The sequence below is a fragment of the Streptomyces sp. NPDC048182 genome (genome assembly GCF_043202555.1).
Taxonomy (GTDB): Bacteria; Actinomycetota; Actinomycetes; order Streptomycetales; family Streptomycetaceae; genus Streptomyces.
Window position 1 is genome coordinate 245,807 of the sequence record NZ_JBIDAQ010000011.1, and the last position, 11,679, is coordinate 257,485.

At 72.1% G+C, this 11,679-nt stretch carries 10 protein-coding genes; 3 read left to right on the top strand and 7 right to left on the bottom strand.

Annotated elements, in window-relative coordinates; translation table 11 throughout:
* Positions 1–12: 12 nt before the first annotated feature.
* Positions 13–990 (bottom strand): sugar-transfer associated ATP-grasp domain-containing protein, encoded by a 978-nt coding sequence (locus ACGFZL_RS22380; RefSeq protein ID WP_393694088.1) that lies wholly within the window; start codon positions 988–990, stop codon positions 13–15.
* A 248-nt stretch (positions 991–1,238) separates the two neighbouring features.
* On the bottom strand, positions 1,239–1,442 hold the full coding sequence (locus ACGFZL_RS22385; protein WP_393694090.1) for a hypothetical protein: 204 nt from the start codon (positions 1,440–1,442) through the stop codon (positions 1,239–1,241).
* A gap of 419 nt (positions 1,443–1,861) precedes the next feature.
* Between ACGFZL_RS22385 and ACGFZL_RS22390 the strand changes: the two genes are divergently transcribed.
* A complete protein-coding gene (locus tag ACGFZL_RS22390) occupies positions 1,862–3,199 on the top strand; it encodes a transcriptional regulator (protein WP_393694092.1) in 1,338 nt (445 codons plus the stop codon).
* Positions 3,200–3,501: 302 nt separating this feature from the next.
* Here the strand turns inward: ACGFZL_RS22390 and ACGFZL_RS22395 are convergent, their stop codons facing one another.
* The 5 genes from ACGFZL_RS22395 to ACGFZL_RS22415 form a co-directional block, all read right to left on the bottom strand.
* A complete protein-coding gene (locus tag ACGFZL_RS22395; RefSeq protein ID WP_393694094.1) occupies positions 3,502–6,615 on the bottom strand; it encodes an efflux RND transporter permease subunit in 3,114 nt (1,037 codons plus the stop codon).
* A 153-nt stretch (positions 6,616–6,768) separates the two neighbouring features.
* Positions 6,769–7,449, bottom strand: coding sequence for a response regulator (locus ACGFZL_RS22400; RefSeq protein WP_393694096.1), 681 nt, complete (start codon positions 7,447–7,449; stop codon positions 6,769–6,771).
* Complete coding sequence (locus ACGFZL_RS22405) at positions 7,446–8,684, bottom strand: sensor histidine kinase (protein WP_355166897.1); 1,239 nt, start codon at positions 8,682–8,684, stop codon at positions 7,446–7,448. The genes ACGFZL_RS22400 and ACGFZL_RS22405 overlap by 4 nt, the downstream gene beginning before the upstream one ends.
* A 122-nt stretch (positions 8,685–8,806) precedes the next feature.
* On the bottom strand, positions 8,807–9,088 hold the full coding sequence (gene pspAA, locus ACGFZL_RS22410; RefSeq protein WP_393694099.1) for a PspA-associated protein PspAA: 282 nt from the start codon (positions 9,086–9,088) through the stop codon (positions 8,807–8,809).
* Between the two features lie 32 nt (positions 9,089–9,120).
* Positions 9,121–9,912 (bottom strand): PspA/IM30 family protein, encoded by a 792-nt coding sequence (locus ACGFZL_RS22415; protein WP_355166893.1) that lies wholly within the window; start codon positions 9,910–9,912, stop codon positions 9,121–9,123.
* A gap of 243 nt (positions 9,913–10,155) precedes the next feature.
* On the opposite strand from ACGFZL_RS22415, the gene ACGFZL_RS22420 reads away from it, so the two are divergent.
* Together ACGFZL_RS22420 and ACGFZL_RS22425 are read left to right on the top strand one after the other, a co-directional pair.
* Positions 10,156–10,803 (top strand): DUF3043 domain-containing protein, encoded by a 648-nt coding sequence (locus ACGFZL_RS22420; RefSeq protein WP_355167188.1) that lies wholly within the window; start codon positions 10,156–10,158, stop codon positions 10,801–10,803.
* Positions 10,804–10,883: 80 nt separating this feature from the next.
* Positions 10,884–11,588, top strand: a complete 705-nt coding sequence (locus ACGFZL_RS22425) for a class I SAM-dependent methyltransferase (protein ID WP_393694116.1) — start codon at positions 10,884–10,886, stop codon at positions 11,586–11,588.
* Positions 11,589–11,679 lie beyond the last annotated feature (91 nt).

Below are 11,679 nucleotides of genomic sequence, written 5' to 3' on the forward strand. Positions count from 1 at the left end.
GGAACTCCTTGGTCAGGTGATCGGGCGATCCATCACGGAGCGGAGCGCGGGAACGAGCTCCAGCGCGACGCCACCGTGAGTGCGCTGGATGTGTGCGAGGGAAGGGCTGCTGTTGCCCTCGATGACCACGGGCCCGCCCGGCGTAAGCGCGATGTCCCAGCCGATGAAGGGCACCTGCGGGAAGAGGCGGGCACAGCGCTCGGCCAGCTCTCGGACCTCCGTCATGGGGGAGATCCGGTGGTCGGCGAACTGCACCGAACTGACCTCGTGGCGGGTGTGGGCATGCAGGTACCGGTCGTAGCCGTGGCGGTCGAGTCGCCCGTCGGGGTGAACACGGATCTGCATCCCGCCGGCGGCCGAGTTGTCCGTGGTGCTCTCGGCGCCGCCGAGCTTCAATATCACGTACAGGACCTCGGCTTTGCCTTCACGCAGCAGGGTGATCACGCGGAACGTGTTGAGTGCGTACGGGTTCAGTACGTCCAGGTCGGGATGCTGCGGCACGTGCTGCTCAACCAGCCATGTGCCCCACCGCTTCGCGTAGGCCGGCAGGTCGAAGGCGCCCTCGCCAGGCCGCACGATTGCGACGCCGGACCCACCGCTGGAGTAGCGGGAGGGCTTGACCACCACGCGGCCGAATCCGGAGGCGTGGTCGAGGACCTCCGCCAGCGGCACCACATCACCGCCGGACGTCAGACCCGTGCGGCCGTCACCGCTCGCGATGAGCGCGGGCTGCGGGACGCCGGCGGAGGCGAGGATCCTCTTGCAGGACGTCTTGTCGTCCAGGTCGATCGCGTCCCGGTTCACGCGGGGAAGGAGCCGGTGGAACAGGGCGCTCTCCGGCAGATACGAGCAGGCCCGCTCGGCAGAAACCTCGCGCCGGTACCCGCCGTAGCGGAAGTAGTGGAAGGGCAGGCAGCGCCACCGCGCGGAGACCTTCACCAAGTCCCCGGTGATGCGGGCCAGGCTCTTCCTGTCCTCGTCGCGCAGCATCGCCGGCAGGTGCTCGCTCCGCAGCTGCCGCACCTGGCAGGGGAGAAACCGCGCACCGGACACGCGAGGCAGGACCTGGGTGCGGAACCACTCCTCGGCCACGGCCTGGCGATGGTTGAAGCCGCGGGTTCGCGGTAGGTCTCATGGTGCTCCTCCCATTTCTCAGTGGTCGGGGGTTCCAGCGATGGCCAATGTGACGACGAGCGCACTGATGACGATCACGTAGGCCGCGACAGCGAGGCGCTGCCTCATCGGGCGGGCCCGACGTTGTCGGCCGCGGTCGACCAGGCGATGCCGTTCGCGGGCTGGATGTGGGCGATGCGGATCAGCCGGCCGCCGTGCTTCTCATGGACGACAGCCGTCAGCTCCCCTTCACCACCGCTCGCGATGTCACGGACCAGGCAGTGAAGGAGGGGGTGGTCCTCCCGGCCTTCGGCGTCGACCGGATTCACTGCTCGGACTCCTCGCGGTCGCTGGCCGCGCGGCGGAGGAATCTCTCCCACCCGGACTCGGCGCGGGCTCGGGGGGCCGGGCTCGGACCGGCCGGCGGCTCGGGAACCGTGTGCTGTCGTCCGCTGCCGCCGGGCGTACGGACGGGCAGAGGCTGGCTCATCACGACCTCCTCGGGGCGGTGCAGCCCGTCACCCACGCGAGGGACGTCGATGACGGGCTGCGGTCCTGGGAGCCGTCCGGAGCGGGGCGGGGGAGCCGGTTGACCCGGGTGCTCAGCTCCGAACGGCGTGAGGCCCAGTGAACGGCCGTGGCCCACGGGCCCGGAACGATTCCCGGGGGTTCCTCCAGCGAGAGAAACCCCCGTTTCCCGCACACACGGGGAGTAGCCTCCTGACCACCAACCTGAGGGGAGGGTGGGATGTCCGACCCGATGGCCCTGCACCCGCTGACCTACGTGCGAGAGGGCAAGGGCTGGGGCAAGGCCGAGTTAGCCCGGCTCATGCGCGAACGCGGGGCCGAGCTGGGCGTACCGCTGGCTACCAACCGGACGACGGTCTGGAAGTGGGAGCAGGGGCAGGCGCCTGACGCGGACGCGCAATGGGTGCTCGCCGACCTGCTGGGCGTCGCCGAGGATTACGTACGCTCGGTGTCCTGGCCGCGGTGGCTGCCGGCGTGGGAGTCGACCGCCCTGGCGGCCCCGTGGACTCCGGCCGGCACCGTGAGGGTATTCGCCGATCTGGTCAGAAGCGGTCACATGGATCGTCGGGGCTTCCTGTCCATCACTGGCGTCGCGCTGACGGGAGTCGCCGCCAACTGGGCGGCCGCCCCAGAGGCATTCGCCTCGGCAATCGATGGCGACCGCGTCACCGACACGATGGTGACCACCATCGAAGCGCGCGTGGACACCCTCCGCGCGCTCGACGACCAGATGGGCGGCGCACGACTCCTGGACCAGGCCACCAGCGACCTCGCACTGATCACCAGCCTCCTCGACCACGGGCGATACACCGACGCCATCGAGCACCGCCTCTACGCCACGGCAGCCCGGGTGTCCTACCTCGCAGGATGGATGGCCTACGACAAGGGTCTCCGCTCCCTCGGCCAGCGCTACTACGTCGGCGCCCTCCGCAGCGCCCACAGCGCCAAGGACGACGGCTTCGGCGCCTTCGTCCTCGCCGAGATGGGCGTCCACATCTCCGACTCCGGCGATACGGCCGCACGCGTGAAGCTCATCGACACCGCCATTGGCAACGCGCCCTCGGCCCTACCGCCGGCGGCGGCCTCATACCTCCATCTCCATCAGGCCGAGGCCCTGTCCCGAGACACCCGGCACGAGGCGGCCGGCAAGTCCCTCAACCGGGCCTACGACCTGTGGGGCGCCCACTGCGAAGGCGACCGCCCCGACTGGCTCGGCTGGTACGGGGAGGCCCAGCTGAAGTCGACCGAGGGCAAGATCATGCTCCGCTCCGGCTTCCCTGAACGCGCCACCAGCGCCCTCGCGGACGCGGTGCACCAGGCGGTACCGCGCGACCGGGCCGTCCGCTCTGGACGCCTTGCCACCGCACGACTGGTCGCCCGAGACCTCGACGGCGCCCTGGACGCCGCCAACATCGGCCTGGAACTGCTGGAGAGCCGCGTCCGCTCCGACCGGGCGCACGTCCGACTGACCAAGTTCAGCCGACACCTCGAACCGCACTCTGCGGTACCGGCCGTGCGGGCGTTCCGCGAGCGCCTCCGGGCTCTCCCCGCCGGCTGAGCTGACGGCCGGCCGCATCCCGAAGGCCTGTTCTACGACTACCGACGCGCTCGCGCCACGGTCGTGATCGGCTTCCCCGAGCGAACGGATGTCGCGACTCGCGAGCAGATCGACCAGACGATCAGGACCTACAACATCCACCTGTCTCTGACCAGGTCCTGACGTCTGCCGACCTGTTGCATGCAGCCGAGTGGGCTCTCGCCTTCGAGGAGGACGGTCGGGTCAGCGGCGAAGAGGCCCAGCCTCATACCGACACAGGCTTCTGCCCCGGTGGGGAATCCCGTACGGGCGTTCCCTTTGCCTCAGACCTTCGCCGGCTCCGGCTGCTCCGACGCCGGCGCCTGGGGCGGGACCCCGCCGCCCCTCTTCGCCGCCCGCTTCCTCGCCCGGCGCTCCTTGCGGAGTTCCAGCATCGCGTAGAGGGTCGGGACCAGGAGGAGGGTGAGCAGGGTCGAGGTGATCAGGCCGCCGATCACCACCACCGCCAGCGGCTGGGCGATGAAGCCGCCCTGGCCGGTGACGCCGAGGGCCATCGGGAGCAGGGCGAAGACGGTCGCCAGGGCGGTCATCAGGATGGGGCGCAGGCGGTGCCGGCCGCCCTCCACCACCGCGTCCACCACGCCGTAGCCCTGCTTGCGGTACTGGTTGATCAGGTCGATCAGCACGATGGCGTTGGTGACCACGATGCCGATCAGCATCAGCATGCCGATCATCGCCGGGACGCCCATCGGGGTGCCGGTGGCCACCAGGAGGCCGATGGCGCCGGTCGCCGCGAACGGGATCGACACCAGCAGGATCAGCGGCTGGGCCAGCGACCGGAAGGTGCCGACCAGGAGCATGAACACGATGGCGATCGCCGCCAGCATGGCGAGGCCCAGGTTGGCGAAGGCGTCGTCCTGGTCGGCGGTGACGCCGCCGATCTCGGCGGTCGCGCCGGCCGGCAGGTCCAGGGCGTCGATCTTCTTCTGGAGGTCCTGGCCGACGGCGCCGGTGTTGTCGCCGGTCGGCTTGGCGCTGATGGTCGCCGCGCGGCGGCCGTCGATGCGGGTCATCGAGACCGGGCCGTCGACCAGTTGGACGGTCGCCACCTCGCCGAGCGTCACCCGTCCGAGGTTCAGCGCCTTCAGCTGGGCCAGTGTCGTGGCGGGCCGCGCCGAGCGGATCACCACGTCGCGCTCGGTGTCGCCGAGCACCGCCTTGGCCGCCGGGGTGCCGCGCACCGCCTGGGCGACGGCCGCACCGAGGCTCTGGTCGGTGAAGCCGGCCGCCGCGGCCCGGGCGTTGGCCCGTACCGAGACGCGCGGCACGCTCTGGGCCAGGTCGCTGGTGACGTCCGTGACGTCGTCCAGGCCGGCCACGGCCTGACGGACCTGCTCGGCGGCCTGCCGCAGGGCGCCCGCGTCGGCCGCCTTGACGACGACGCTGAGGTCCTGGCTGCCGAAGCCGTCGCCGGCGGAGACGGTGGTGGTGCCGATGCCGTCGAGCTTCGCCAGGCCGTCCTCGACGCGGTCCTGGACGTCCGCGTAGTCGGCGTCGTCCTCCAGCATCACCTGGTAGGACGCCTGGTTGGAGTCGGTGCCGCCGCCGAAGGCGGCCATGAAGCCGGAGGAGCCGATGGTGACCTGGTAGTCCTTGACGCCCTCGGTGCCGCCGAGCAGCTTCTCGACCTTGCGCGCCTGGGCGTCCGTGGCGCTCAGGCTGGTGCCGGGCTTCAGCTCCTGCTTGACGCTGAGCACCTTCTGGTCGCCCTGGTCGAAGAAGTTGGTCTTGAGCAGCGGCGCCATGCCGAAGGTGCCGACCAGCACGACGAGCGCGATGGCCACGCTGGTGAGGCGGCGGCGGGTGGCGAAGCGCAGGACGGGGACGTAGAAGCGCTGGAGGCGGCTCTTCGCCTCCTTCTCCTCCGCGAGGCGCCGGGCCTCCTCCGCGTCCTCGGGGGTGCCCTTGGGGGCGCGCAGGAACCAGTAGGAGAGGACCGGGACGACCGTCAGCGACACCAGCAGGGACGCGAGCAGTGCCGCGGTGACGGTGAGGCTGAAGGAGCCGAACAGCTCGCCCACCATGCCGCCGACCAGGCCGATCGGCAGGAAGACGGCCACCGTGGTGAGGGTGGAGGAGGTGACCGCGCCGGCCACCTCGCGCACCGCACGCAGGATGGCCTCCTGGCGCTCCTCGCCGTAGCCGAGGTGGCGCTTGATGTTCTCCAGGACCACGATCGAGTCGTCGACGACCCGGCCGATGGCGATGGTGAGCGCGCCGAGGGTGAGCATGTTGAGGGAGAGGTCCTGCGTCCACAGCACGATCAGCGCGAGCACCACGGAGAGCGGGATGGAGACCGCGGTGACCAGGGTGGAGCGGATCGAGGCGAGGAAGACCAGGATCACCAGGACGGCGAAGAGCAGGCCGAGCCCGCCCTCGGTGGTGAGGCCCTCGATGGCGTCGGAGACGGCCGGGCCCTGGTCGCTGACGACGGTGAGCGTGGCGCCGGCGCCGAGCTGCTCGCGCAGGTGCGGGAGCTTGTCCTCGACGGCCCGGGAGATCGCGACGGCGCTGCCGTCGTGGTCCATGGTGACCGCGACGGCGAGGCTGGGCCGGCCGTTCGTGCGGGTCAGGGAGTCGGCCTTGGCCTCCTCCTGCCGGACGGTGGCGAGGTCGCCGAGGCGCACCGGCTTCTTGCCGCCGGTGACCATCAGGTCCTGGATCTGCTTCAGCGAGGTGAAGCCGCCGCCGACCTGGACCGTGCGGTTGGCGCCGCCCTCGTCGAAGGAGCCGGCCGGGACGGTGGCGCCGCCGGCCTGGAGCGCCTGGGCGAGGGCCTGCGGGGGCACGCCGGCGGCGGCCAGCTTCGCCGGGTCGGGGGTGACGGCGACCTGGAGGTCGCGGACGCCGTCGACCGTCACCTGGGCGACGCCGTCGATGTCCTTCAGCTCCGAGACGACCGTCTTGTCGAGCCGGTCGGCCAGCGCCTGCTGGTCCTCGGCCGAGGTGACGGCGAGGACGACGGTGGGGATGTCGTCCGTGGAGCCGGAGATCACCTGCGGGTCGACGTCGTCCGGGAGCTGGGCGCGGGCCCGGTTGACGGCCTGCTGGACGTCGGCGACGAGCTGCTGGGTGCCGTTGCCGTAGTCGAAGGACGCCATGATGACGGCGTTGCCCTCACTGGCCGTGGAGGTGACCCCGGAGATCCCGTCGACGGCTTCGAGGCTGTCCTCGATCGGCTCGACGACCTGCTTCTCCACCACGTCCGGGGAGGCGCCCTGGTAGGGGGCGAGCACGGAGACCATGGGGAGTTCGATGGTGGGCAGCAGCTGCTGCTTGAGCTGGGGGATCGCGATCGCGCCGAAGACGAGCGCGACGAGCGACACCAGCCCGATCAGGGCGCGTTGGGCGAGGCTGAATCTCGACAGCCAGGACATGGGTGAGGGTCTCTCTTCTGTTCACCGAGCGGAGGAGGGGGCGCGCGGGGCGGCCACCCCATCACCCTGGGCCATGCCCGGGCCGGGTTCCGTAGCTCCCAGGTCCCGTTCCTTATCCGGTGCCTACTCCCGGCGCAGTACGCCCGTGAGCGCTCAGTCCACCCTCGGACGTACCAGCCCCGACTCGTAGGCGATGACCACCAGTTGGGCCCGGTCGCGGGCGCCCAGCTTGGCCATGGCCCGGTTGACGTGGGTCTTCACGGTGAGCGGGCTGACCGTGAGCCGCTCGGCGATCTCGTCGTTGGAGTGCCCGCCGGCGACCTGGACCAGCACCTCGCGCTCCCGCACGGTCAGCGCGTCCAGCCTCTCGGCGCGGGCGGGGTCGCGCTCCTCGGCGGTGCCGTCCTGGGCGAGGAAGCGGGCGATCAGGCCCTTGGTGGCGGACGGGGAGAGCAGCGCCTCGCCGCCGGCCGCGACGCGGATGGCGCTGAGCAGTTCCTCGGGCTCGGAGCCCTTGCCGAGGAAGCCGGAGGCGCCGGCGCGCAGCGACTGCACCACGTAGTCGTCGACCTCGAAGGTGGTCAGGATGACCACGCGGACGTGCGCGAGGTCGGGGTCGGCGCTGATCAGGCGGGTGGCGGCGAGGCCGTCGGTGCCGGGCATGCGGATGTCCATCAGGACGACGTCGGGGCGGTGCTCGGCGGCTAGCCGGGCGGCCTCGGCACCGTCGGACGCCTCGCCGACCACCTCCATGTCCGGCTCGGAGTCGACCAGCACCCGGAAGGCGCTGCGCAGCAGGGCCTGGTCGTCGGCGAGCAGGACACGGATCGTCATACGGGGTCCTCGGCGGTCTCGGGGCGGATGGTGACCGGCAGGATGGCATGGACGCGGAAGCCGCCGCCGTAGCGGGGTCCGGTGGTGAGGGTGCCGGAGACCGCGGCGACGCGCTCGCGCATGCCGAGCAGGCCGTGGCCGCCGCCGTCCGCCGGGGCGGTGGCCTCGGGTGCCGTCGCGTCCGCGCCGGCGCCGTCGTCCAGGACGGTGACCTCGATGCGCGGGCCGACCCGGACCACGCTGACCTCGGCGCGGGCGCCGGTCCCCGCGTGCTTCTGCACGTTGGTGAGGGCCTCCTGGATGATCCGGTACGCGGCCAGGTCGACGGCGGCGGGCAGCGTGGTGCCCTGGTCGGCGCGGGCCACCTCGACGTGCAGGCCGGCGTGGCGGAAGGTGCCGGCGAGTTCGGCGAGGCGGTCGAGGCCCGGCGCCGGTTCGGTGGGGGCCTCCGGGTCGCCGGTCTGGCGCAGCAGGCCGACGGTGGCGCGCAGCTCGTCCAGGGCGGAGCGGCTGGCCTGCCGTACGTGGGCGAGGGCCTCCTTGGCCTGGTCGGGGCGCTTGTCCATGACGTGGGCGGCGACCCCGGCCTGCACGTTGACCAGGGCGATGTGGTGGGCGACGACGTCGTGCAGGTCGCGGGCGATGCGCAGCCGCTCCTCGGCGACCCGGCGGCGGGCCTCCTCCTCGCGGGTCCGCTCCGCCTTCTCGGCCCGCTCCCGGATGGCGTGCACGAAGGCGCGCCGGCTGCGGACGGCGTCCCCGGCGGTGGCGCCGATGCCGGTCCAGGCGAAGACGGCGAGGTTCTCCTGGGCGTACCAGGGCAGCGGTCCGGCCAGCATGGCGGTGGCGGTCAGCACGGTCATGGTGAGCAGGCCGGTGCGCCAGGCGGTGGGGCGGTCGGTGAGGGCGGCGACGGTGAACAGGGCGACGACCGCGGTCATGACGACGGGGGCGCGGGGGTCGCCGGTCACCAGCTCCACCACGGAGACGGCGCCGGTGACCGCGAGGACGGTGAGGGGGGCGCGGCGGCGGAAGGCCAGGGCGACGGCGCCGGCCGTCATCAGGGCGAGGCTGAGGGCGTCCGGGGTGCGGACGCCCCAGGTGACGCCCTCGGGGTCGTGCGGGTCCACGAAGGAGCCGGCGACCATGCAGGCGAGGACGCCGGCGGCGATCGCGGCGTCCCACGCCGTGGGGTGGGCGTGGATTCTGCAGCGGGCGCGGGTGAGGGTGGTCACGTCTGCGTACGGTAGCCGGGTTGCGCCCGGTGGAGGGTGCACGGGGCGTTGCCCCGTACCCCGCCAGGGGCTCCCGCCCCTGGACCCCGGCCTATGCCCACCCGCCGCCCATCCTGGGCGTTTTATGGGCCCGGGATCAGGCCGTCGTCGCTCAGGAGGTCCCGGACCTCCTCCAGGGTCGCCTCCGGGGACGGGAGGATCAGGTCGGACGGGTCCAGGGAGTCGTCCGGGAGGGGGGTGCCCAGGTCGCGGACCTTGGCCAGGAGGGCGTGGAGGGTGGCGCGGAAGCCGGGGCCGTCGCCGTGCTCCATCTCCTTCAGGAGTTCGTCGTCCAGCGTGTCCAGCTCGGGCAGGCGGCTCTCGGCCAGCTCCAGCTGCCCTTCCCCCATGATCCGTACGATCATGTCGGCCTCCTCCTGCTCGGCTACTGCCTCGGCTACTGCTTGTCGAAGCGCGGGGTGTCCTGCGGCTGCTGCTGGGGCTGGGGCTGCGCCTGGCCGGCGCCGCCCTCGATGGCCTGCCGGTCGGCGCCGCTGCCGCCGGCCAGCTCGGCCTTCATGCGCTGGAGCTCCAGCTCCACATCCGTACCACCGGAGAGGCGGTCAAGCTCGGCCTGGATGTCGTCCTTGTGCATGCCGGACTGGTCGTCCAGGGCGCCGGAGGCGAGCAGCTCGTCGATGGCGCCGGCCCGGGCCTGGAGCTGGGCGGTCTTGTCCTCGGCGCGCTGGATCGCCAGGCCGACGTCGCCCATCTCCTCGGAGATGCCGGAGAACGCCTCGCCGATGCGGGTCTGGGCCTGGGCGGCGGTGTAGGTGGCCTTGATGGTCTCCTTCTTCGTCCGGAAGGCGTCCACCTTGGCCTGGAGGCGCTGGGCCGCGAGGGTGAGCTTCTCCTCCTCGCCCTGGAGCGTGGCGTGCTGCGTCTCCAGGTCGGTGACCTGCTGCTGGAGGGCGGCACGGCGGGAGAGCGCCTCGCGGGCGAGGTCCTCACGGCCGAGCGCCAGCGCCTTGCGGCCCTGGTCCTCCAGCTTGCCGGACTGCGACTGGAGCTGGCCGAGCTGCAGCTCCAGGCGCTTGCGGCTGGTCGCCACGTCGGCGACGCCGCGGCGCACCTTCTGGAGCAGCTCCAGCTGCTTCTGGTACGAGTAATCGAGGGTCTCGCGCGGGTCCTCGGCCCGGTCAAGGGCCTTGTTGGCCTTCGCGCGGAAGATCATCCCCATACGCTTCATGACACCGCTCATGGGCTTCGCGCGCCCCCTTCTGACCGACTCCGGCTCCAGCACCTGCGACAGAACCCACAGTACGGGCCCTGCATCCATTACCGCACTGTTCGGGGGCGGATGCGCTCCTCCCCAAGGACGAGCCCGCGTGCTTCCGGTCCGGCCCAGGGAGTAGGTGCCTGTCGGGGTCGGCCGGTGCGGGACGTCCGGTCTGTCCCTGTTAGGACGTCCGGCGTTGCCGGATCGTTCCCGATCGGATCGGGACCCATCCTTCACCACCCCGTACCCTTGGGTTTCGTGTTCCGTAGCCGTGTCAAGGAAGAGAAGGCCCCGGGCGTCGTGAAGGCGCCGGTGGTGACCGACTCCAAGCAGCCCCGCGATCCGCAGGCCCCGAAGGGCAGGCCGACGCCCAAGCGCAGTGCGGCCCAGACCCAGCGCCGCAGCGTCGCCCAGACACCGACGACCCGCAAGGGCGCCGCCAAGCAGCAGCGCGACGAGCGGCGTGCGGCGATGCAGCGGCAGCGCGAGGCGCTGGCCAGTGGAGACGAGCGGTACCTGCCGGCCCGTGACAAGGGCCCGGTCCGCAAGTTCGTGCGCGACTCGATCGACGCGCGGTTCAACATCGCCGAGTACTTCCTGCCGATGGCCGTGGTCATCCTCGTGCTGAGCATGGTGCGGGTGGGCGCGCTGCAGAACATCGTGCTGCTGCTGTGGCTGGTCGTGATCGTGCTGATCGTGCTGGACTCGCTCGTCAACGGGGTGCGGCTGAAGAAGCGGCTCGCCGAGCGCTTCCCGGACCAGCCGCGCCGCGGCGCGGTGGCCTACGGTCTGATGCGCTCCCTCCAGATGCGCCGGCTCCGGCTGCCCAAGCCGCAGGTCAAGCGCGGAGAGCGGCCCTGAGCACGACACCGTTCGCCGGCGGCGCGGCCGACGCCTGGCTCTCGCTCTCGGGCGGTCTGCGCGACGTCGTGCGGCAGGAACTGGTCGCGCGGCAGCTGGACGAGCAGATAGCCGGCCGCTTCCCGGTCGGGCGGCGGCTGCGGGTGCTGGACGTCGGCATGGGCCAGGGCACGCAGGCGCTGCGCCTGGCCCGCGCCGGGCACCAGGTGACCGGCCTGGAGCGGGACGCGACGATGATCGCGGCGGCCCGCGCGGCGGTCGCCGGGCAGCCCGAGGGCATCCGGGAGCGGATGCGGATCATCGAGGGGGACGGCCGGGACACCGGGGTGCACTTCCTGCCGGGCGCCTTCGACGTGGTGCTCTGCCACGGCGTGCTGATGTACGTCGACGAGCCCGACCCCCTGCTCGCGGGGCTGGCCCGCATGCTGGCCCCGGGCGGCCTGCTCTCCCTGCTGGCCCGCAACGGCGACGCGCTCGCGCTGCGCCCGGGCCTCGGCGGCGACTGGGCCGGCGCCCTCGCCGCCTTCGACACCACGTCGTACCGCAACCGCCTCGGCCTGGACGTCCGCGCCGACCGCCTGTCCACCCTGACGGCCCGGCTGGCCGGCATCGGCGCCCCGCTGCACGCCTGGTACGGCGTCCGCGTCCTCACCGACACGGCCCCCGACGACGCCCCGGTCCCGGCCGACGTGGAGACCCTGCTGGCTGCCGAGGAGCGCGCCGGCCGCACGGACCCGTACCGCGGGGTGGCGGCGCTGCTGCACCTGTGCGGGGTGCGGGGCTAGGTGTATTGATCACGAGCGTTGTTGACACGCGTGGGTGCTTGATCATGGCGAAGACCTCCGGTGTGGTGGAGCTGTCTAGGACTGCACCGCA

What these genes read in the sequence shown, in the direction of transcription:
- pspAA (WP_393694099.1), bottom strand. Translation starts at nt 9,088, where the DNA reads ATGATCGTACGGATCATGGGGGAAGGGCAGCTGGAGCTGGCCGAGAGC.
- ACGFZL_RS22400 (WP_393694096.1), bottom strand. Translation starts at nt 7,449, where the DNA reads ATGACGATCCGTGTCCTGCTCGCCGACGACCAGGCCCTGCTGCGCAGC.
- ACGFZL_RS22380 (WP_393694088.1), bottom strand. Translation starts at nt 990, where the DNA reads ATGCTGCGCGACGAGGACAGGAAGAGCCTGGCCCGCATCACCGGGGAC.
- ACGFZL_RS22395 (WP_393694094.1), bottom strand. Translation starts at nt 6,615, where the DNA reads ATGTCCTGGCTGTCGAGATTCAGCCTCGCCCAACGCGCCCTGATCGGG.
- ACGFZL_RS22415 (WP_355166893.1), bottom strand. Translation starts at nt 9,912, where the DNA reads ATGAAGCGTATGGGGATGATCTTCCGCGCGAAGGCCAACAAGGCCCTT.
- ACGFZL_RS22390 (WP_393694092.1), top strand. Translation starts at nt 1,862, where the DNA reads ATGTCCGACCCGATGGCCCTGCACCCGCTGACCTACGTGCGAGAGGGC.